This window comes from Phaeobacter sp. A36a-5a, assembly GCF_037911135.1.
GTDB classification, from domain to species: domain Bacteria; phylum Pseudomonadota; class Alphaproteobacteria; order Rhodobacterales; family Rhodobacteraceae; genus Phaeobacter; species Phaeobacter bryozoorum.
Genome location: NZ_JBBLYU010000006.1, coordinates 15,434 through 36,949, shown reverse-complemented (window position 1 = coordinate 36,949; position 21,516 = coordinate 15,434). Strand labels below are relative to the sequence as shown.

Annotated in this window: 17 protein-coding genes; 7 read left to right on the top strand and 10 right to left on the bottom strand. The window is 65.1% G+C overall.

Translation table 11 applies throughout. The features are described from left to right. Positions 1–118 precede the first annotated feature (118 nt). Complete coding sequence (locus tag WLQ66_RS18290; RefSeq protein WP_340547773.1) at positions 119–1,054, top strand: hypothetical protein; 936 nt, start codon at positions 119–121, stop codon at positions 1,052–1,054. A gap of 43 nt (positions 1,055–1,097) precedes the next feature. Here the strand turns inward: WLQ66_RS18290 and WLQ66_RS18285 are convergent, their stop codons facing one another. Both WLQ66_RS18285 and WLQ66_RS18280 read right to left on the bottom strand, forming a co-directional pair. Further along, positions 1,098–1,511 carry an SRPBCC family protein gene (locus WLQ66_RS18285; RefSeq protein WP_340547772.1) on the bottom strand — a complete coding sequence of 138 codons (414 nt, stop codon included), beginning with the start codon at positions 1,509–1,511 and terminating at the stop codon, positions 1,098–1,100. Continuing rightward, positions 1,508–1,834 carry an ArsR/SmtB family transcription factor gene (locus tag WLQ66_RS18280; protein ID WP_340547771.1) on the bottom strand — a complete coding sequence of 109 codons (327 nt, stop codon included), beginning with the start codon at positions 1,832–1,834 and terminating at the stop codon, positions 1,508–1,510. The genes WLQ66_RS18285 and WLQ66_RS18280 overlap by 4 nt, the downstream gene beginning before the upstream one ends. Before the next feature lie 295 nt (positions 1,835–2,129). Between WLQ66_RS18280 and WLQ66_RS18275 the strand changes: the two genes are divergently transcribed. The 4 genes from WLQ66_RS18275 (at position 2,130) to WLQ66_RS18260 (ending at position 7,926) form a co-directional block, all read left to right on the top strand. Then, the gene (locus tag WLQ66_RS18275; RefSeq protein ID WP_340547770.1) at positions 2,130–2,696 is read left to right on the top strand and encodes a hypothetical protein; all 567 of its coding nucleotides are present in this window, start codon (positions 2,130–2,132) and stop codon (positions 2,694–2,696) included. Positions 2,697–2,797: 101 nt separating this feature from the next. Then, a complete protein-coding gene (locus WLQ66_RS18270) occupies positions 2,798–3,550 on the top strand; it encodes a MipA/OmpV family protein (protein ID WP_340547769.1) in 753 nt (250 codons plus the stop codon). A 3-nt stretch (positions 3,551–3,553) separates the two neighbouring features. Then, a complete protein-coding gene (locus tag WLQ66_RS18265; RefSeq protein WP_340547768.1) occupies positions 3,554–4,813 on the top strand; it encodes an efflux RND transporter periplasmic adaptor subunit in 1,260 nt (419 codons plus the stop codon). Continuing rightward, positions 4,810–7,926: an efflux RND transporter permease subunit gene (locus WLQ66_RS18260; protein ID WP_340547767.1), complete on the top strand. Its 3,117-nt coding sequence runs from the start codon at positions 4,810–4,812 to the stop codon at positions 7,924–7,926. The genes WLQ66_RS18265 and WLQ66_RS18260 overlap by 4 nt, the downstream gene beginning before the upstream one ends. A gap of 47 nt (positions 7,927–7,973) precedes the next feature. On the opposite strand, the gene WLQ66_RS18255 is transcribed toward WLQ66_RS18260, so the two are convergent. Both WLQ66_RS18255 and WLQ66_RS18250 read right to left on the bottom strand, forming a co-directional pair. Next, on the bottom strand, positions 7,974–9,176 hold the full coding sequence (locus WLQ66_RS18255) for a helix-turn-helix domain-containing protein (protein WP_340547811.1): 1,203 nt from the start codon (positions 9,174–9,176) through the stop codon (positions 7,974–7,976). Between the two features lie 133 nt (positions 9,177–9,309). After that, positions 9,310–10,101 (bottom strand): helix-turn-helix transcriptional regulator, encoded by a 792-nt coding sequence (locus WLQ66_RS18250; RefSeq protein WP_340547766.1) that lies wholly within the window; start codon positions 10,099–10,101, stop codon positions 9,310–9,312. A gap of 461 nt (positions 10,102–10,562) precedes the next feature. On the opposite strand from WLQ66_RS18250, the gene WLQ66_RS18245 reads away from it, so the two are divergent. Beyond that, positions 10,563–11,648: a Fic family protein gene (locus tag WLQ66_RS18245; protein ID WP_340547765.1), complete on the top strand. Its 1,086-nt coding sequence runs from the start codon at positions 10,563–10,565 to the stop codon at positions 11,646–11,648. 31 nt (positions 11,649–11,679) lie between these two features. On the opposite strand, the gene WLQ66_RS18240 is transcribed toward WLQ66_RS18245, so the two are convergent. Continuing rightward, positions 11,680–11,979, bottom strand: coding sequence for a DUF2218 domain-containing protein (locus WLQ66_RS18240; protein ID WP_340547764.1), 300 nt, complete (start codon positions 11,977–11,979; stop codon positions 11,680–11,682). A gap of 323 nt (positions 11,980–12,302) precedes the next feature. Between WLQ66_RS18240 and WLQ66_RS18235 the strand changes: the two genes are divergently transcribed. Then, positions 12,303–14,150, top strand: coding sequence for an ABC transporter ATP-binding protein (locus tag WLQ66_RS18235; RefSeq protein WP_340547763.1), 1,848 nt, complete (start codon positions 12,303–12,305; stop codon positions 14,148–14,150). A gap of 55 nt (positions 14,151–14,205) precedes the next feature. Here the strand turns inward: WLQ66_RS18235 and WLQ66_RS18230 are convergent, their stop codons facing one another. Genes WLQ66_RS18230 through WLQ66_RS18210 form a run of 5 tightly spaced genes read right to left on the bottom strand, consistent with a single transcriptional unit; the run spans position 14,206 to position 21,215 of the window. Continuing rightward, a complete protein-coding gene (locus WLQ66_RS18230) occupies positions 14,206–15,057 on the bottom strand; it encodes a sugar phosphate isomerase/epimerase family protein (RefSeq protein ID WP_340547762.1) in 852 nt (283 codons plus the stop codon). Continuing rightward, positions 15,054–16,355, bottom strand: coding sequence for a DUF6005 family protein (locus WLQ66_RS18225; protein ID WP_340547761.1), 1,302 nt, complete (start codon positions 16,353–16,355; stop codon positions 15,054–15,056). Before WLQ66_RS18225 ends, WLQ66_RS18230 begins: the two co-directional genes overlap by 4 nt. Beyond that, positions 16,352–17,656: an AMP-binding protein gene (locus WLQ66_RS18220; RefSeq protein WP_340547760.1), complete on the bottom strand. Its 1,305-nt coding sequence runs from the start codon at positions 17,654–17,656 to the stop codon at positions 16,352–16,354. Before WLQ66_RS18220 ends, WLQ66_RS18225 begins: the two co-directional genes overlap by 4 nt. Positions 17,657–17,659: 3 nt before the next feature. Then, the gene (locus WLQ66_RS18215; RefSeq protein ID WP_340547759.1) at positions 17,660–19,405 is read right to left on the bottom strand and encodes an IucA/IucC family protein; all 1,746 of its coding nucleotides are present in this window, start codon (positions 19,403–19,405) and stop codon (positions 17,660–17,662) included. Further along, positions 19,392–21,215, bottom strand: a complete 1,824-nt coding sequence (locus tag WLQ66_RS18210; RefSeq protein ID WP_340547758.1) for an IucA/IucC family protein — start codon at positions 21,213–21,215, stop codon at positions 19,392–19,394. The genes WLQ66_RS18215 and WLQ66_RS18210 overlap by 14 nt, the downstream gene beginning before the upstream one ends. Between the last annotated feature and the right edge of the window lie 301 nt (positions 21,216–21,516).

Sequence of the window (21,516 nt, the reverse complement as noted above, 5' to 3'; positions counted from 1 at the left end):
AAAGACAAACACCCCGTTAATTATGGTCTTAAGGGCAACCTTATTGTGACATCGGGGCTGGGGCGGCCTGTTATGGGCCGCGGGTTGTGATCCGGCGACCCCAAGGCGGAGTTTGACGATGACAGAACCGCAGACCATCTCTGGCGTGACCGGCTCCACATCTGGAGGCGGGGCAGGAGATCTGACGGTTGCGCTGCATATCGGGGCGCCGTTTACCGATGAGGATCAGCTGATCTGGTCGCTGCGCCGGGATTCGGCGCGGCTGTTGCAGGATGGCGTGCTGGTGCGCCGACCGGGAACCTATCTGAAAGACCTGACCGATCTGAAGGGCCGCGCCGCAAAGGAGGGGATCAGCGACGAGGCGTGCGAAGACTTTCTCGAGGGGGTACTGCGCGACGCGGATCCGGCGCGGGTGGTGCTGTCGATGTCGGCGATTCTGGGCGTGCCGGCCTGGATGCTGAATGACGGGCGGCTTTATCGCAATGCCGGTGCCAATACCGCCGCGCTGCGGGCGGTGTTTGCCGATCATCGCTGCGAGTTTTTCCTGGGTCTGCGCAATCCGGCGACGCTGGTGCCGGCCGGGTTTGCCGCGCAGTCGCAGAAGGATTGGTACGGGTTTGCCAGGGATACCGACCTGATGGAGCTGCGCTGGTCCGAGGTGGTCGGCGATATCCTGACCGCAAATCCCGATTGCGCGATCACCGTCTGGTGCAATGAGGAAACGCCGGTGGTCTGGCCGCAGGTGCTGGGACATGTCACCGGGTTGGGCGCGGGCTACCGGTTCACCGGTGAGACGGATATTCTGCGTCAGGCGATGACGGAGGAAGGCACCCGGCGGCTGGAGGCCTATCTGGCCGAGCGTCCGAAGCTGTCGGAACAGCAGCGCAATCAGGTGCGCGAGCTGTTCCTGTCCTATTTCCACGCGGAGGATGCGGTGGAAGAGGAAATTGACCTGCCGGGCTGGTCGCAGGGATTCGTCGATGAGATGACAGAGCGCTATTTCGCGGATATTGATCTGATCCGCAGCCTGCCCGGCGTGACCGTTATCGACTGAGCCTTTGGCCTCTGCGAACGGCAGGTCCGGCCCGCTGCGCTGCTCAGCTGTCGTGGGCGGAGGCCCGCATCCGGCCCAAATGTTCGTCCCATCCCTTGTCCAGCGCCAGCAACAGGTCAAAGGCCTCGACCCCCTGTGGCAGGCCGGTGTGGGTCAGCGACAGATTGGTGCCGCCGGGCACCTCCTCTAGCGTCCAAGAGACGGTGCTGGTGCCATCGCCCATCGGCGCGATGGTAAAGCTGTAGTCAAGGCGGGTGAAGGGCTCCGCCAGCAGCACCTCGCCCCACATCAGCCGCTTGCCGCTTTCGGTGCCGAACATCTCATAGGGGCCTTCGACCAGCGGGGTCTGGGGTTTGTGGAACCAGATCGCCAGTTTCTCCGGCTCTGTCAGATAGGCCCAGACCTGGGCCGGGGTGGCCCGCAGATAGATGGATTTGCGCAGGATCGTATCGGTCATTGGATGTCCTTTTCGATTTCGGATTTGAGCGTCGCAAGGCGGTCGTCCCAGAAGGCATCAAAGAAGCCGAACCAGTCGAACACCTGCCGCAGCCCATCCGGGTTGAGGTGATTGAGCCGGGCGCGGCCCTCGGTCTGGACCGAGATCAGATTGCCCTCGTCCAGAATGGTGAGATGTTTCTTCACTGCGGCGCGGGTCATCTGAAAATTCTCCGCAACCTCGGCGATGGTGAGGCTGTCCTGCGCCAGCAGCCGGAGGATCTGGCGGCGTGTCGGATCCGCCAGGGCGCGAAAGGCCAGTTGCTCCGGCGTCTGCTGTGACATGGCGGTATCTGCTCCTTATATGATACCGTTCGGTATCCTTTTAATATGATACCTTATGGTTTCACGTCAAGCCTGATTCTGCGGTATCGCGCCGGACCCCCCCGCTGGTCGGGGGCAAAACCGTGCTGTCCGGCGTCCTGTCCTGCCGGGACGGGCAGTCTGGCGTCCTTTCCGGCCCGGTTGGACGACGGGGCTGCGGGGCTCTGGCTAGGGTCAGGGCGAGGCGGCGGATGGCCTGCCCTCTACAGCCCTGCTGTTGCGCAACCGGAATATCTGACCAGAGAGAGACCCCGCCATGCTCAGACCTTCGTTTCAGTCCCGTTATCTGACCTCTGCGCTGCGGCGGTATCGGCGCGCCGTGCCGCTGCTGCCGGTGGTGTTCTGCATCGCACTGGGGTTTGCCATCGGGGCCACCCCTGCGACCAGCGCCGGAACCGGCAGCGATGACATCCAGCCGCGCGACGGGCATTGGCTGGCGCTGATGCAGTTCCGGTCGGTCAGCGGCTGTTCGGCGACGCTGCGGCGCGAGATCGAGTCCGATGCAAAGGATGAGGTGCTTTATTCCAAGCCCCTGCATTTTTCCAAACCACTGGATCTGAACCAGCTCAATGCGGCCTGGGAGGTAGATATCAACTGGACCCGCACCAGCCCCAACCGCTGGGAAGGGGTGATGACCGAGGTCGAGCGCACCCTGTTCGGCAAGGTCACCACCGTGACCGAGTTGCAGACACGGGTGATTTCGGAGGGGCTGATTGATCAGAAGGCGGTGGCCACGATCAGCTTTCCGCCGCGCATGGTCAGGCAGATCGGTTCAGCCGAGCCTTGCGTGGTCCATGCCGATATCACCCACCGGCTGCGCTGATCCGCAGCTGGCCAGCATCGCCCGCGCCTGTCGAGGGCGCGCCGGGGCGTCCCGAAACCCATACCCAAGACCTAAAACACGATCTGAAAAAGGATAAGACCATGAATTTTTATCGCAGCGCCGCTCTTGTGACCGCGTGTAGTCTGGCGGGCGCATCTGGCGCCGCCGCCGAGGGGCTGTTTTCCAACGGCCAGTTTACCCTCGGGCTGGGGGCGTTTGCCTCCTCCGACCTTTACAAGGGCGAAAGCACCGAAGCCGCCGCCCTGCCGTTTGTGTCCTATGACAGCGACCGGCTGCATCTGGGCTGGGACGGGGTCGCCTATCATATTCTGAACAGCGAGGACCTGCAGGTTTCGGTGCGCGTGGGTGCGGGCGAAAAGCCGGATTACCCGGAGAACAAGCCGCTGTTTGCCGGGCTGAAGCGCAGCACACCGATCGAGGCGGGATTTGACATGACCTATCGTTTTGACGGGTTCTATGTGGCGGGCAGCGCGATGGTGGATGTCTCCAATGAGCATGACGGCTATCACGCGGAGGCCAAATTCGGGACCGAGTTCCAGATGGGCCAGCTGGGTGTCGATATTGGCGCCGGGGCGCGGATGCGCGACGGCAAGCTGAACAACTTCCTTTACGGGGTGTCCGCCAGCGAGGCGAACGCGCAGCGGGCCGCTTATGATGTTGGCTCCACCACCGAGCCGTTTGTGGATATGACCATGGTCTACCCGATCAGCGACACGTTGTCGGTGCTGGGGACGGTGAATTATCAGCTGATCGACAAGAAGGTTCACGACAGCCCGCTGACCAATACCAAGGACAGCTATTCGGTCGGGCTTGGCCTGATCTACAGCTTCTGATCCATGGCGTCTCCGCTTCACTCGAAACCGCAGGGCAGGGCAGGGGCGGCGCGGCGGGAGACCGCGCCGCCAACCGGCCCCGCTGCCGCCGTGCCGCCGCTCTCTGCCGTTACCGGGGCCGCTCAAGCGGCGCCGGTTGAGCTGGTGTTTGTCAGCGATGCCAGGGCGACATGGCCGCCACTGCTGGCGGCGGCGATCTATCTGGGGCTGGTGGTCTGGATGCTGGTCGGGCTGTTCTGGCCCGCCGCCCCGCTGCCGCCGCCCGATGGTGGGAATTCCTCCGTAACAGAGCCTGTTTCTGTCGCTGTGCAGCTGTCACAGGCGGCGCCGGTGACACGGCTGCTGCACGCCGAGGGGCATAGCAGGGCTGACCGGGACGCCACCCTGCGGGCGGAGATGTCGGGCCATGTGGCCACCGTTGCGGTGGCGAAGGGCGCACGGGTTGCGCAGGGGCAGATCCTCGCCACCTTGCAGGCCGGTCCCCAGCAGGCGGCGCTGGCGCGGGCGGAGGCCTCGCAATTGCGGGCCGAACACGAGTACACGCGCGCGGCGGCGCTGCATCAGCGGGGATCGACCACCGATCAGCGGCTGAGCGAGGCGCGCGAGGCGCTGGCCGTGGCCAAGGCGGATCTTGCCGCGGCCCGGCAATCTCTGGCGGAAACGCAGCTGACCGCGCCCTTTGCCGGGCATCTCGAAGCCTTTGACCTCACCCCCGGTGCCTATGTGCAGGAGGGGGCCGAGGTGGCGCGGGTGGTGGCGCTGGATCCGCTGCGGGTGGTGTTTCAGGTGCCCCAGCACCAGCGCGGCTCCCTGACCGAAGGGGCCATCGCGCAGGTCCGGTTTCTGGACGGGCGCAGCGGCGAGGGGCGGCTGAGTTTTCTGGGGCAGAGTGCGGCGGCAGAGACCCGCAGCTTCACCGCCGAGCTGACGCTGGCCAATCCGGCGGAGCGCAGCGCTGCGATCCCGGCCGGGGTCAGCGCCCGGATCGAGGTGCCGCTGGATCAGGTCCAGGCGCATTTCCTGTCACCGGCGCTGCTCTCGCTGGATATGGCAGGGGGGCTGGGCGTCAAATCTGTCGATGACACCGACCGTGTGGTCTTTACCCCGGTGGAGATCGTCCAGTCAGCGCGCGACGGCGCCGGTGTCTGGGTCAGCGGCCTGCCGGATCAGCTGCGGCTGATCACCGTCGGACAGGGTTTTGTCAGCGCAGGCGAACGGGTGCGGCCCGGCGGCGATGGCAACGGCGCGGCGGATCCGTCGTGAACGGCATATTGGCGGTGATCTTTTCCCGCAGCCGCGCGGTGATCCTGATCTTTGCGGCGCTGCTCTGCGCCGGGGCCTATGCCTATGTCAGCATCCCCAAGGAGAGCAATCCCGACATTCCGATCCCATTTGTCTATGTCAGCACCAGCCTGTCGGGGATATCGCCGGGTGACAGTGAGCGGCTGCTGGTCAAGCCGCTGGAAACCGCGCTGAGCGGGCTGGCGGATCTCAAGGAGATGAAAGGTCACGCCTATGAGGGCTATGCCAGCGTGACGCTGGAATTCGAGGCGGGCGCCGACGTGGCAGAGGCGCTGGACCGGGTGCGGGTGGCGGTGGATCAGGCCCGCCCGGACCTGCCGGAGGCCGCCACCGAACCGGTTGTGATCGAGATCAACACGGCGTTGTTTCCGGTGCTGACCACGGTGCTGTCCGGGCCGGTGCCGGAGCGCAGCCTGAACCGGATGGCGCGCGAGCTGAAGGCACGGCTGGAGGCGGTTTCGGGCATTTTGGAGGTGGATATCGGCGGCGGTCGTTCGGATCTGCTGGAGGTGCTGATCGACCCGGTTGCCTTTGCCACCTATGGGCTGTCCTTCGAGGCGCTGGTGGGACAGATCAACCGCAACAATGCGATGATTGCCGCCGGGACCATCGACGGGGCCGCCGGGCGGTTTGTGCTGAAGGTGCCGGGGCTGGTCGATGGGGCGCAGGATCTGATGCAGATGCCGGTGAAGGTTCAGGGCGGTGCGGTGGTGACCCTTGGCGATATCGCGGTGGTGCGGCGGCGGTTCGAGGATCCGCGCAGCTTTGCCCGGATCAACGGCCAGCCGGCGCTGACGCTGGATATCACCAAACGCAGCGGCGCCAATATCATCGAGACGGTGGCTGCGGCAAAGGCGGTGATTGCAGCGGCGCGGCAGGAGTGGCCGCAGAGCGTCAAGATCGACTATCTGCTGGATGAGAGCCGCGAGGTGGAGACCATGCTGGGCGATCTGGAGGCCAATGTGGTGGCGGCCATCGTGCTGGTGATGCTGGTGGTGATCTATGCGCTGGGGCTGCGCGCGGCGCTGCTGGTTGGCCTGTCGATACCGGGGGCGTTCCTGGCTGGTGTGGCGCTGCTCTGGGCGATGGGGATCACGATGAACATCGTTGTGCTGTTCTCGCTGATCCTGGTGGTCGGAATGCTGGTGGACGGCGCCATTGTCACCACTGAACTGGCGGATCGCCATTTGCAGGAGGGCGCGACCCCGGCGCAGGCCTATCGCGCGGCGGCGGGGCGGATGGCGGGGCCGCTGATCTCCTCGACCGCGACCACGCTGAGCGTGTTTGTGCCGCTGCTGTTCTGGACCGGCACCACCGGTGAGTTCATGAAATTCCTGCCGATCACCGTCATCGTGACTCTGGCGGCATCGCTGCTGATGGCGCTGGTGTTCATCCCGGTTCTGGGGGGCGTGATCGCGCGGCGGTCGCCGCAGACGGCGGCGGCGAAACGGGCGTTGTATGCGGCGGAATATGGTGATCCGCGCCTTGGCCGTGGGACGGCGGGGCTATATGCGCGGATGCTGGCGCGCGCACTGCTGTTTCCGGGCACCACCGTTCTGCTGAGCCTTGCGCTGTTGATCGCGACCTTTGGCCTATATGGGACATTCGGCGCGGGGCTGAGCTTTTTCCCCAAGATAGAGCCTGAATTCATGCAGGTTCAGCTGCGCGCACGGGACAATTTTTCGATCCATGAACGCGATGCGCTGGTGCGGGTGGTGGAGGATCAGCTGCTGCGCCGCGATGGGATTGCCAGCGTCTATGCGGTGGCCTCGATGGGCGGGGGCGATGATCTGGACCTTATCGGCACCATTCAGCTGGAGCTGGATCCCTGGGACCAGCGCCCGCCCGCAGCGGAGATTGGCGCCGGGATCCGTGCCGAGGTGGCGGCTCTGCCCGGGGTCGAGGTGCGGGTGGAAACCGAGGATGACGGGCCAAGCGGGGCCAAGCCGCTGGATCTGCATGTCACCGCCCGGGACCCCTCGGCGGCCGAGGCGGCGGTGGCCCGGATCCGCGAGATCATGGGCGGGATTGGCGGGTTCACCGATGTTGCCGACAGCCGCGCCCTGCCGGGGGTGGAATGGCGCATCGAGATCGACCGCGCCGAGGCCGCGCGCTATGGCGCGGATCTCAACCTTGTGGGGCAGGCGGTGCAATTGCTGACCCATGGTGTGACCGTGACCACATTCCGGCCCGATGACGTGGCGGAGTCGGTGGATGTGCGGGTGCGTTTTCCGGCGGCGGACCGCAGCTTTGACCGTTTGCGGCAGCTTCAGGTTCCGACCAGCGCGGGGCTGGTGCCGATTGCCAATTTCACTCGCTTTGCACCGGTGCCGCGCTCCGGCGCGATCGAGCGGCGGGACCAGTCGCGGGTGCTGACGCTCTCGGCCAATGTGGCGCCGGGGCTGCTGGCCGATGCGCAGATCGCGCGGCTGCGTCAGGCGCTGGACCGGGCCGATCTGCCAGACGGCGTAAGCTGGCAGTTCCGGGGCGAGGCAGAGGAGCAGGATGCGGCGATGCGGTTCCTGATCCTTGCCTTTGTGACGGCGGTTGTGCTGATGGCGGTGATCCTGATCGCGCAGTTCAACAGTTTCTATCAGGCGGCGGTGGTGATGTCGGCGATTGTCTTTTCCATCGCGGGGGTGCTCCTTGGGCTGCTGCTGGCGGGGCGGCCGTTTGGTGTGGTGATGGGCGGCATCGGGTTGATTGCGCTGGCGGGCATCGTGGTCAACACCAATATCGTGCTGATCGACACCTATAATGCGCAGCGGCAGGCCGGGCAGTCGCCTCATGAGGCGGCGCTGCGCGCAGGGGCGCTGCGGCTGCGGCCGGTGGTGCTGACGGCGCTGACAACGGTGCTGGGGCTGATGCCGATGGTCCTGGGGATGAAGCTGGATCTGCTTGCGGGCAGCATGGTGTTTGGCGCGCCGTCCAGCCAGTGGTGGACCGAGCTGTCGACAACCATCGCGGGCGGGCTGGTGGCGGCAACGCTGCTGACGCTGCTGGTGACCCCGGCGATGCTGGTGCTGGGCGCGCGCGGGCGCGTCTGGCGGGGTCAGCGGGCGACGGGTGGCTGAGAGCGGCAGCGGCAGGCCACCGGCCAGCTGCTGCCCCGTCGTCGGCGTCAGGTCGATGGGGCGGCGCTGCCGCGGGCGGCACGCAGCGCAGAGGGGGTGGTGTTCATCTCGCGCTTGAAGGCGTTGTAAAAGGACGAACGCGAATTGAACCCGACATCATGGGCGATCACCAAAATGGTCTCATCGCTGTCATGCAGCTGTTTCACCGCATCCTGAATGCGCCATTTGTTGACGTAGTCAAAGAAATTCGACTGAAGCGTCATATTCAGCGTCTGCGAGACGTAGTTGGAGGTGACGCTGATATGTTTGGCCAGATCCCAGAGCGACAGGTTGGGATCGCGGTAGAGCATATCCTTGGTCATGGCGCGTTCGATCTTGGCCGCGATACGGGCCGCGTGATCGTCGGTGAGCGCGGAGCGTTCGTATTTTGCGGTGGCCAGTTCCCGCTCGGCGGGCGGCTGCGTGTCGCCGCGCGGTTTCGGCATCAGCCCCGGCTGCTGGCGCACGCCCCAGACGCCGATCACCCAGGTGATGGCGAGGCTGGACAGGCCATTGGTCAGGTCGGAGGCTTCGCTGAACAGGATGAACAGCTCAAGACCAAAGAGGTCGGCCAGAATCTCGGCGACACTGAGCAGGAGATAGGCGGAGACCGTGGTGGTGATCCACCAGACCCAGGTCAGCTCGCGGTCCTCGGTGGTGGCAAACAGATCCTTCAGGCGCGTGCGATATCGCGACAGCATCCGCATGATCAGCACCAGGTAGATGGCGACCTGGCAGTAAAACAGCACTTCGACCAGCTGGAAGTAGATCAGGATCGCCTGAATATACTGGCTGAGGTCGGCGAACTCCAAATCATTCTGGGCGAACAGGGATTTCGGGATGGTCCAGAACAACACCACCATGCTGATCGCCAGCAGGATGGGCACCGCGTGCCAGAACCTTTGTGTGACCGGGGGGCCGTCATCCTCGGAGGTGAGACCACGCACGTAGAGCCAGAGCAGCAGCGGCTGGGCAAACACGGCGGGCACATGCAGGCTGTTGAAGCGCGCGACAAGATAATCATAGGCGTCATCGGTGACCACCAGATCAAGGATGCCGAGCATTTCGGTAACGGATTGAGTGATGAAGAACAGCGCCAGCGGCACATAGATGCGCTGATGGCGTTGGTGCAGCAGCAGCTGATTGGTGCAGAACAGCGCCATGCCGAGGTGAAAGGCCGACAATGCCAGCAGGTATTTATCGTCCACCATCACGCGCCCGATCCTGAAATTCCCTATCTGGCCTTTAGCAGCGGGCTGCGCTGATGGACAGATCTGCGGGCGGTCTGGCTGTCCTTTCCAGCAGGGAAGAACGCCGGACAGGGGGCAGGGGCGGCTTTTGACCCTAGCGGCCGGGCCTCGCGGAGGGCCGGATCCTGGCAAGCACGCCGATCGCCTCGACCCGGTTGCGGACGTTCAGTTTGCGGTAGATCGAATTGGCGTATTCCGAGACCGTATGGGGCGAAATCTTGCAGATTGCCGCGCATTCCTTGGTGGTCAGCCCCTGGCTGAACAGATAGAGCACCTCGCGTTCGCGCGGGCTGAGCCGGGTCAGCGCCTCCGATTGCGGGGCGATCAGGGACCGGTTGAACGCGGCCTCTGCCGGGGCGTCGGCGGGGGGCTGTTCCGGGGCCGCCGCCGCGGGCTGTCGCAGCTCCTCCATGCGGCGATGGATGAACATGCAGAGAAAGCGCAGGCTGTCGGTCTTGCCCGCGACATGGGCGAGAAAATCGGCCCGGGTCAGACTGGTGCCGATGTTGAAACCGCCGAACCGGTCGGAACCTTGCAGCCGAACCGGGATGGCAATGCCGGCGCGAAACCCGCTCATGACCGAGGCGTCGCGGATGAAGGCGGTTTCCGCAGCGGCCAGATAGGGGTGATCGGCCAGAAACTCCGCCCCGGTGAACTGTGGTTCGTAGCTGTTGCAGCAGTGATCCAGAAACGGATCCCGATGGCTGGGCAGTTGCTGGTAGATATCGGGCAGGTTGGTCTGGATATGTGGATGACTGCGGTCGCCGTCCACGGTCAGGTAGATGGCGTAGTCAAATCCCATCGCAGCAAAGACCTGCAAGCTCTGCGCCCAAAGCTCGGCGATGCTGGTGCAGCGTTCCAGACTGTCGATATCAGTCCAATCCACGACGATACCCCCTAATGTTAAGGGATAACACCTGCGGTGCCGCATTGCTAGCGTGGCCGAGGCGCCGGGGATACGGCCATGTCTCTCCTCGGATATGTTGGGCATGGCTGTGGTCCGGCGCTGGTGGCCTGTTGTGAGTGCGGGGCATCTGAGTGTTTTTGACCGCCGCGGATCCGGTGTGAGGCCGATGCGGGGCGGCGAAGACAGCAAAGCCTGATGGGCCTGGCCGAACGTCGCATTACCGCATGTCGTATTGGCCGGGGGAGGCGCAGGGTGAGGCCGAATTGAGCGATCCTCGCTGCTGCCGGGGCCGTGGCATCGCTTGCCGGGGGGTAAGGCCACGGTCGTCGGCGGCGCCATTTGACCCGTGTCAGCCAGAGGGCGGGCGGTGACTTGATTAGCGCCGCTATTCAGATCATAATAAGCCAAATTTTGATCCGATTAAGGGCGCTTATCACATCATGCCGCATATCTGGCAGTCTCCATCCTGGCCGCGCTTTGGCTATGATCCGGCACATATCGAACCCGAACTGGCCCGCGCCGCCGAGGCGGTGGGCGAGGTGACGGGGCTTGTCCACGGGCTGACCCCGCAGGAGCGCGAGGAGATGCTGCTGCGCCAGATCGTGCAGGAGGCGATGGCCTCCTTTGGAATCGAAGGCGTGGCACTGGATGCCAGCGAGATCGAAGCCTCGGTTGTGGCTTCGCTGCGCCATCGCGACAGGGCGGCGATCTCACGGCGCTCGGATGCGGTGGCGCAGCTGATGCTGGCGGCGCGCCGGGCCGATCAGCCGCTGGACAGCGCGCAGATCCTGACCTGGCACCGGTTGCTGTTCACCGGCATGGAGGTGGAGGACCTCGGCCGCTGGCGGCGCTTTGAGATGGAGATCGTGCGCTCCGCGACGGCGGGTCCGGGGGATGTGCTCTATAAGGCGCCGCCGCCGGATCGGCTGGAGGCGGAGATGGCGCAGTTTCTCGACTGGGTGAATGCCGATCAGGGAATGCCAGTTGCGGTGAAGGCCGCGCTGGCGCATCTGTGGTTTGAATCCATTCACCCGCTGTCAGATGGCAATGGCCGCATTGGCCGCGCCCTGATCGAACATGTGTTTGCCCGCAACCGCGCGTTGCCGTTCTCGCTGTCGCGACAGGTGGAGCGGGACAAGAAAGCCTATTATGCCGCCCTGCAGGCAGGGCGCAAAGAGGGCACGACTGGCATGATTGAGGCCACCGAATTCGTGCTCTGGTTTCTGCGCACGCTGACGCGGGCGGCGGCTTCGGCCCGCGATGAGGCGGGGTTCATCCTGCGCCGCAACCAGTTCTTTCTGCGCTACGGACCGGTGTTGAATGATCGCCAGAGCCATGCGCTGCGTCTGCTGTTTGAGCAGGGGCCGGAGCGGCTGGCGGTGGGGCTGAGCGCCAAATCCTACCGCAAGATCACCAAGACCTCTCCGGCTACCGCGACGCGGGATCTGCGCGCGATGGAGGAGGCCGGTGTGGTCACGCGGATGGACGCGGGCGGGCGCTCCACCGCCTATGCGATCCGGTTCTGACCTCTGGTCAGGTTGTGTGTCTGACCTCCGGTCAGGCAGGAGCCGTTGCGGAGGCCCAGGTCATCGCCTCAAATTCTTCTCGAAAGGCAAAGCGTTTCAGGTGATTGTCGATGATCTGGCGGGCGTGATCCAGCTCTTCGGCAGTGGGGGCGGTGACCTCGGCCAAGAGCCGGTCGGCGCTGGCGGTCAGCGTTGCAGGTCCCATGCCCAGAGCCACGGTGCCCCGGCTGTCGTCATGGGTGACGGCGACCTTATGGGCAAAATGCTTGCACAGCTGTTGCAGGTATTTGGAGGCGTTGGGGGTGTCGAAATGGCCTGTATCCGTAATCATTGGGCTTAATCCTTAGTTTTTCTGTCAGCTTTGCAGGATAGAGATTCCGGGGCGCAGCGCAAGGTGAATTCGCCGCTGCCAGCCATGGTGCGCGGCGGGCCGCAAAATGGGGCGCAAGCCAGATTGCAGGACTTGGCGCATGGTGGATTATCCGGCTGACAAACCCATCCGGCGGCAGTAGAACGGCCCGGCTACGGTGCAGGCAGATGTCGCATCAGCAGGACAGCAGCGGGTCACGGACCGTCACGCTGCTGTCCTGCTGATGCGAAAGACAGGCGACCCACATCTCAGGCGAATTTCAATTCATCCTTGAGAGGGGCGCTATGTTCCGGGCTTTTGAAAACCTTGTCGATCCGTTTGCGGCCTCGCAGAGGGCGGCGCCGCGTGCCGGTCTCTGGCCGTATCTGTGGCAGCAGCTGGCGCCCTATCGCAGATGGCTGCCGCTGATGCTGGTCACTGGCGTGCTGACCGCGCTGATGGAAAGCGGGCTGATCTTCTATGCCGGGCGGCTGGTGGATCTGATGAGCGAGAGTGGCGCTGCGGCGTTCTGGGCCGATCACGGCGGTGAGATGATCCTCGCGCTGGTCTGTGTGCTGCTGCTGCGTCCGACGCTGGTCGGGCTGAACCATCTGCTGCTGGAGCAGACCCTGTCCTCCAACCTGCAGGAACAGGTCCGCTGGCAGGCGCATCAGCATCTTCTGGGGCAATCGGTCGGCTTCTTTCAGCATGATTTCGCCGGGCGGCTCAGCAATCGGGTGATGCAGATGGGACCGGCGGTGCAGGACAGCGTGCATATGATGTTCGAGGCGGTGCTGTTCGCGGTGACCTATATGCTGGGCGCGGTGGTGGTGCTGTCGCAGATCGACGGGCGGCTGGCGGTGCCGCTGCTGATCTGGGTGCTGATTTACGGCGTCTACGTGCGCCATGTCGCCCGCCGTGTCGCGGCGACGGCGGAGAAATGGTCCGATGCGCGCTCCGGGGCGACGGGGCGGATTGTCGATGCCTATGGCAATATCGAAACCGTCAAGCTGTTTGCGCAGGGCGGGCAGGAGCTGGGTTATGCGCTGTCGGCGCTGCGGCGGCTGCGGACGCGTTACCAGCGGTTCATGCGGATGATGACCACGCTGGCCTTTGGCAGCATTGCCATCAACGGCGTGTTGATCCTGATCGTGGTGGCTCCGGCGATCTGGCTGTGGACGGTGGGTCAGGTCAGCGTTGGAGAGGTGGCCGCCGTCGCGGCACTGACCATCCGGCTGAACGGCATGAGCGGCTGGATCCTCTGGGTGACGATCCGCCTGTTTGAAAACATGGGCATCATTTGCGAGGGGCTGCGGTCGCTGGCAACGCCACATGCGGTGGTCGATGCAGCGGCGGCGCCGGCCCTGAAGGTCACGCGGGCGGAGATCCGCGTGGAGGGGCTGCATCACAGCTATGGCAAGGCATCGGAGGATGGCAGCGGGGGTGTGGCGGGGCTTGATCTGACAATCGGGGCCGGGCAGCGGATCGGCATTGCCGGGCCGTCCGGCGCGGGCAAGTCGACGCTGGTGTCGCTGCTGTTGCGGTTTGATGACCCGGACCGGGGGCGCATTCTGATCGACGGCCAGCCGATCGACAGCGTGACACAGGACAGCCTGCGGGCGCAGATTGGCGTGGTGACGCAGACAACCGCGCTGGTTCATCGCTCGGTGCGGGCCAATATCCTATATGGCAATCCCGGCGCCAGCGAGGCGGAGATGGTGATGGCCGCCAAACGCGCCCGTGCCCATGATTTCATTCTGGGGCTGCGCGATCAGGCGGGGCGGACCGGCTATGACGCCCATGTGGGCGAGCGCGGAGTTGCCCTCTCCGGCGGGCAGCGGCAGCGGATTGCGATTGCGCGGGTGGTGCTGAAGAATGCGCCGATCCTGATCCTGGACGAGGCAACCTCGGCGCTGGACAGCGCGGTGGAGGCGGAGATCGAGGAGACATTGCGGGATGTGATGCAGGGCAAGACGGTGATCGCCATTGCGCATCGCCTGTCCACGATTGCGCAGATGGACCGGATTGTCGTCATGGATCAGGGCCGCATCACCGAAGATGGCAGCCATGCCGCGCTGCTGGCGCTGGGGGGCACCTATGCGATGCTGTGGTCGCGGCAGGTGGGCAGCCCCTGCGCGTCGGCGGATTGCTGACGGCAGGCAGAGAACGGCGCGAGGATTGATCCGTGCCGTTCTCTGCCGCGCTGGCTCAGCCGACCGAGCGCGTTTTTTGTCCGGTCGGGGTCAGATCATCGGCGGCAAGCGCCCGGATCTCGGCGATGTCACCCGCAAGCGTCTGAAACACGGCGTCCCCGAACCATTCCAGCGAGGCCTCGCAATCGCCGTCCCGCTGCATTTCGCGCAGCAGGGCGCGGTAGTCATAGGCGCCCTGCATCAGCGGCACCATGCCCGCGCGACAGCCAGCGGCGCTGTAGACATTCGCCGGGGCAAAGACCGGCAGGCGGGTGCGGTCGGAGATGTTCTTCAGGTGGTAATGCGCAATTCTGGGCAGCAGGGTCCGGCGCGCCGTCACCGGATCATCCCCGCCTTCCCAGACGTGGAGCGCGTCGAAATTGATGGCCAGCGCATCGTGGTCGGTGGCGTCGATCAGCGCCACGGTTGAGGCGAGCGTATCGGCCAGCGTGCCGGGATGGGTCTCCACCAGCAGGCGCAGCCCGTGATCGGCAGCGATATCGCAGGCGTGGTGCAGGGCGCGGGTGGTCTGGTCGCGGTCCGCCGCCGGGACCGTGGCGCTGGCCTGCATCCCGGCAAAGGTGCGGATCTTGTCCGCGCCCCAGCCCTGCGCCAGTGCGCAGAGGGCGCGGGTTCGACGGGTCAGCTCCTGATGGTCCTGTAGGGGCAGGTAGTCGCTGATCATCGGGATCGACAGCCCCTGCGCGGCCATCCACTGGGCGTTGTGGATCGCCAGCGGTGACTGATTGCGGGCATGAACGCCCCAAAGCTCAATCCCCTGAAACCCGGTATCCCGCGCCCAGAACGCAATGTCCTTCAGGTCGATCAGCTGATGGCGAAAGGAAATCGTGCAGAGCGAGATCTTCATGCCGGCTCCCCCGTCCTCGCCGCGGCAGATGCGGGCGCCGCTGGTATCTGTGACTGGCACCAGCTCTGGAATTCGGTGTGAAGTGCCTCCTTGATGGCAAACTCCAGCCGGTCCAATGCGTCCAGCGCGGCGATCAGATCCGGCACCAGTGTGCGGTCTCTGGTATGGGCGATTTTCGCGGCAAGGAAATGCAGGCTGCGGAACCCCTCGCAGAGCGCCTCGACCTGATCGCAATTGGCGTCGAACGCGGCAAAGCTGGTGTCCAGCGCGCGCCAGAAGAAGGCAAAGGCGTGTTCATAGGCGTATTTGCGCAGGGACAGCACCGGAAGTTCGCGCAGGGCGATCTCCAGCTCCGGCAGTGCCAGAGGCCTGTCGGGACGGCAGTGATGCGCGATAATGCCGCGCAGGGCGTCCGTCAGCTGGTTGGCGTCCGGGCGGAAGGTCGCGTCGAAATAGGCCACGAGGTCCTGAGGCTCGGGCGCGCGGACGCGTGTGCTGTCGAGGATATAGCCGCCCGCCACGCTGGGCTGTGCCATGGCATTGAGGATGGCGCCGCGCGGCAGATCTCCGCGCCAGCGATAATCCGGGTCGTTCATATGCCAGACCTCGGGGTCGGCGGTCGGCTCGACAATGACGAAATGCGGAAACGGGTCCTGATTGTATTTGGTGTCCCGCTCCGGCAGGTGGAACATGTCGAGCATGACAACCAGCTGGCGGTCGGTGGCCGGGTTGTGGAGCAGTTTTTCAAAGCGGGTCAGGTTGTCGGATTTCGACAGGGCGGGATCGTGCCACTGGCTGACGCGGATGCCATACAGTCGTTCGACCCAGCGGATATAGTGATCCTGCGTCATCTCGGCGCTGTGATAGGCCAGATGCTGATGGGCGGTGATGGCAAAATCGCTGTCCCAGGTGCCAAAATAGAAGGGTCGGAAATCCAGCCCCTCATGCCGCCGGATCGCCGCACAGAGACAGCTGACAAAGCAATGCACGGTGATCTCGCTCGGGTCCTGATTGGCGGGCGCGGTCTCGGGTTCTGCGCTGGGAGGGGTCGGCGGGTCGGGCAGAAGCACATGGATCAGATCGGCGACGGTGACGAAATCCTCCTTGCGGAAATCACGCTCGGGGATGGCCACGCCGTGGTCGGTTTCCAGATGCACCAGCAGGTTGATCAGCACCACGGAGTCGATATGCAGATCGTCGTTCAGCACCGCCTCGGGGCGGAACTGCGCCATATGCGGATTGGCCAGCGGTCCGGCGAGGGTCTGCTGCATTGCGTGCAGCACGCTGTCGAAGGTCATGCGGGCACCTGCTGATCGGCTGTGTGATCGGTGCCGGATGCGTATCTGTTGGCGATGTCGCGGCGGCTGATCTTGCCATTGGCCTGACGCGGCAGGGCGGGGAGGCGGCGCAGGAAGGTTGGTCTCTGGTAGTCGGCCAGCAGATCGGCGCAGTGCGCGCGCAGCTGATCCTCGCTAAGATCCGGGCCGACAAACAGCAGCCCCACCCGCGAACCGGCCTGCGGGTCGGGCAGGCGAAAGGCGACGGCATCCTGCACATCGGGCAGGCTCATCACCGCGCGTTCGACGTCCTGCGGATAGACGTTCAGCCCGGCCACATTGATCATATCGTCCGCACGGGCGGTAAACACCAGCCCGCCATCGGCGGTGAGATAGCCCAGATCGCCGGTTTCGACCCAGTTGGTCGTGGCGGCATCCGTGGTGGCCGGTTCCCCTGTCGTCAGCTGCACGCGGACCGGGCCGGGCGTGCCGGGCGCGCCTGCCTGCAGGTCGAGATGCGGCAGTGGTCGGCCGACATCGCAGGGCGCCCGCAGGTCCTGATTGATGGCGATACAGCCCACTTCGGAACAGCCATATTGCTGGAACAGATGCCGGGTGCGGGCGCGAATGGTGTGGAACCATGGATCGGGCAGCACGGTCCCGGAGGTGACGGCGGCGTTCAGTGTCTCGTCCGGGGGCAGGAGCCTCGCCAGCGTGTGCAGCATCGCAGGCGAGGTATAAAGCACCGGGTCTGGCAGCTCGCGCAGGCGGCGCAGAATGTATTTCGGGTTCACCGCGTCAATGATCACCGGCACATGACCACGGTGCAGCGCCACCAGAACCCCCGGTATCAGCCCGTAGGAATGGGTCACCGGGCAGGCGATCACCGGCGTCATCCCGGCCGCGTGGTCAAAGAAGGCGGCATAGGTGCGGATCTCGGTTGCGATGCTGTCCCAGCTGCGGGTGATCACCTTGGCCGCGCCGGTGGTGCCGGAGCTCATCTGCACCAGAACGCCTGCGCCGGGGCGCGCGCTGGCGGTCTGACCGGGCTGCCGGGGCAGCGGTTGCGGGACAAGATCATCCTCCAGAAACCAGTCGCATCCGGCCTTGGTCGCCATCTGTTTCGCGGCTTCCGCCGGGATATCGGCGTGGATTGGGAAAACGCCGGCCTTGTGGTCCTTCAGGTAGAGCAGGGTTGCGAGGCCGAGGCCGGTGTCGCGCATCCGCAGGGCGTAGCGGTGGTGCAGATCATTGCCAAGCGCCTGTTGCAGTCTTGGGTGCAGCGCGGTTGGGTCAGAAAGGGTGTCGTTCAACACAAACATGGGTCAGCTGTCCTTTGCAGTGGCCAGAGGGTTGTCGATGAGATGGCGGTAGCTGCCGCGTCGGTCGGGGTCGATTTTGCGGGTGATCAGGCTTTCGGCGTGGATCTGGCGCGCAAAGGGAGCGAAGGCCGCCATGCGCTGTTGCTGCCCGTGATCGGCGGCGTAGCGGTCCAGCCGGTCGCGCAGGCGCTGCCAGAACCGGGTCTCCGGCAGGTCGAAATGGCGTTGCAGGAGGTCCGACAGATCCGCGAGGTTGAAGACAAAGAGCGTGTCCATCACCAATTCGCGCAGCCCGTCAGCACAGGAGAGCGCGTGGAACTGATCCGGCTCTGCGCTGGCAAAGGCGGGGTCAATCGCCGCCAGATCGGGGCGTAGCGCGGGCTGGGACAGCAGGGTGTCGACATATTCGACACCATCGTGGAAATCGCGGGCAATGAGGCCGGTCGGCCAGCCGTTGTCATGCTGAAGGATGAGGTTCTGCCCATGGGCTTCCAGCCCGATGCCATGGGCCACCATCAGGTGCCAGACCGGCAGTACCGCCGTTTCAATCAGCTGCGCCAGCCAGCGGTCGCGCCCGTGGGCGGCAATCCAGGGGGCGATCAGCGGCTTGCCGTCCTCTTCTGTCAGGGCCAGCGCGTTGAACGGCATCATCTGATTGTCCGCCAGACCGAGCGAGGCCGGGCTTTGCCGCCAGATCGCGGCCAGATGCCCCTCCAGCGCGGTGCCGCGCCCGGCGATGATGCCGGCATATTCCGGCAGCAGGGTCAGCGGATAGCGATCCTGCAACAGCGGGTCACTGGCGATCACCGCAGCAAGCCAGTCCGATATCAGCGGCGCGATGGTGACGGTTTCGGGGATCAATGTGCGCAGGGACGAGGTGTTGCGCATGGTCATTGCGGTTTTGACATGGGCGCGCTGCGGCTGGTCGGCGTTCGTCAGCGTGCGCACCGATTGGGTCGCCCTGTAGCGGTCGCCGATCTCGCCGAGGGGGATCAGCTGGCCTGCAGCGTGCCAGGCCTGCACCAGCGGATCCTGTGCCAGCTGGTTCCATTGCCAGGGGTGGACCGGCAGCAGGGCAAAGCCCTCGGCGCTGCGCATGGCGGCGAGGCTGCGGATGCGCTCCCATTCCGCCGGTCCCAGCTCGCGGGGCCAGAAATCCGCATCGGGCAGGCGCTGTTGGACCAGCGCGGGGTGCAACAGCAGCCCGATCAGGCGAAAACTCTGCCCTGCCTCAGGCCCGTAGCGGAGATGATCGCGGTCGCTAAAACCGCTGCGCGCCTTGTAACAGGGGTGGTAGGGGTGGCCTTCGTGGATGGCGCGCTCCATATCGGCGATGCCCAGCTGGTGCCGCCGGGGCGGGCGGGGGATCTGCCGGTGGTTGAGATCATCCAGATGGGCGGTGCGGTCAAGGTCGACGCGCAGCGCGGCCAGTGCCGCCGCCGGGGCCGTGAGCGCCGAGAGCACGTCCTCCAGCGCGGCGGGCTGCCAGCCGTGCTCCTGTGCCATCTCGATGCTGCCGGCATCCAGCCGATAACGGCCAAAGGCGCCACAGCGCCCGCTGGCGCGGAACGACCGGTTGCCGAGCTGCCAGCGCAATCCGCGATCGTGCCAGGTGATGTCTTGGGCGCAGCCTTCGCTCAACAGCGCTTCGCATAGCTGGCGCAGCACCCGCAGCGCGCCGCGGGTCTGCCGGGTTTGCGGGTGGGGCTGTGCTTTGCCCAATGGGCATGCGAGGTCATAGACAGGCATCTTGCATCACCTCTCTGGTCTGGCGTTGCGGGGCGGCAATCGGATTGGGGATATCGACAAACAGCCCTTCCTGAGTGTCGGTCTGCAATTCATCCAGATCGTGCAGGCGGGTCAGCAGATTGGCCTTGGTCGCCAGCCGTGGCGCATAGAGCAGCTGCTCCACCAGCGCGCGCGCGGGTCCGGTAAAGCGCGGCCGCAGGCGGTGCAACTCATCGCGCAGCTGTTGCAGCAGCGCGTCTTCGCTAAGCAGCCCGTCGCAGCCCATGCGCCAGATCACCGCAAAGATCTGGTTGACCACAAGGTAGTAGGTCAGGCGGGCGTTGATATGGGTGCGGCTGAACACCAGCGCAGGCACATCGGCGAGGCTGGGCTCGATCTGGCGCAGTGGGGCAAAGGCATCATCGGTGATGAAATAGCCCTGATTGTCGCGGTAGAAGCCCTGCCGGGGCAGCCCCTCGGACAGATCCAGCAAGGCGTTCTGCTGATGCGCCTCAAGGGCGATGCAGTGCCGGTCATAGAGCGTCAGAACCGGGGTGAGCATACAGTCGAGATAGGCGCCGAACCAGCGCGTCGCCGCCTGTCTTCGGGTGCTGCGCTGGCGCGCGGCGAGATCGGCGATCTGCGTGGCCAGCAGCGAGGCACACCCCGGTCGCGGATCGGCCGTAAGCGCGGCGAGGGGGAAGATGCCGGCGCCCGCCTCACCTGCAAAGGGGTTCTTGCGGAAAATCACCTCGAAACCGCTTTCGCGGCGCTCCGGCAGGGTCAGGGTCAGATAGGCCGGATCGTCGATGATCTGAAACTTTGGCAGGCTGGTTGCGATGTTCAGACGCCGCAGCAGCCGCGCCATCGCAACCCCCTGCTGCAATTCACTGGCAAGGGTCACGCGCAGCGAATTGGTCAGCCGCACCGGCACCGAGAATTTGAGCATCCAGGGGCACTCGGCGGCAAAGACCGTCCGCAGGGACGACGTCGGGGTGAAAGCCGGACCGGCAGACCCCAGATCGCGCAGCTGACCGCTGGCCAGCAGGGCCTGAACGGCGGGATCGAGCAGCAGCGCCTGCGCCTGAAGCGGATGGGCCGGGATCAGCTGCTCGCCCGGGTGCAGGCAGAGGCCATCGGTCAGGCCCCCAATATCGCGCAGGATCTGCGACAGCGGCGCGGCGGCGCTGTCCTGGCGGGTGATCTCGGTCCGGGCGGCAAATAGGTGTAGCTGGAACTCTCCTGCATATTCAGGTGCATAGGCCCGCTGCTGCCAATCGGTCAGGCCGTCGCGGCTTTTGGGTGTGGGATGCAGCCAGTGACCAAAGACCAGCGATTGTTCCGCCTGCCGGAACTGGTGCGGGCTGGGGCTCGGCGCGGTGCGCCGCAGCGCGGCTTCGATCTCGGCGTTGCTGTTGAAAATGGCGCGCAGGAACTCTGCCAGTCTGGCCGGATCCGTTGCGCCGGAGCGGTGAAAACACTCCTGCGCGATCAGGCTGATGGTCTGGACCGGTGGCGCCGGCTGCCAATAGGTTTCGCCGCAAAACCGCAGCTGCGCGGCGCCGAATTTCAGCGGGCCGGTCCGGGAGGTATAGCGCAGGCCAAGCCGCAGCACGGCGGGGATATGCGCCAGCGCAATGTCGATCCGGGGCGCGCGATCCGGGGCCGATGACCTGTGGTCGCCGGGCAGCTCGGGGCATTCGCGCAGAAAGCCGTTGAGCAGCGCCTGAAGGCTGGCCGCCAGCGCCGCCTCCGCGGCGGCATCCGGGTGGGGATCGGTCGGTGGGACCGACAGCGGGTCGGGGAACAGGCCTGTCTGATAAACCATCATCGGACCGGCCCCGCCGCCCGCATGGGGCGGTATGGAATTGGGTGCATCTCTTACAGCGCTTCCGCAGCGATGCCAGACAGCGCCACCGAAGAGGGATCCCGGCGGGGTAAGCGGTCTGGCGATGTTACAGGAGAACTGGCGGAATGCTGGCGGCTAAGCGGTGAGGAGACCCCAGCCGCCTTGGCATGATTTCATGCGTTGGTCTTAGGCAATACGGACATGTTTCAAAAGGGTTTTGATCGCCGTAGGTGTGTTTCTGCCGAAGCGGGCGCGCCACAGTCGGGCGCGCCCGAAGGGTGAG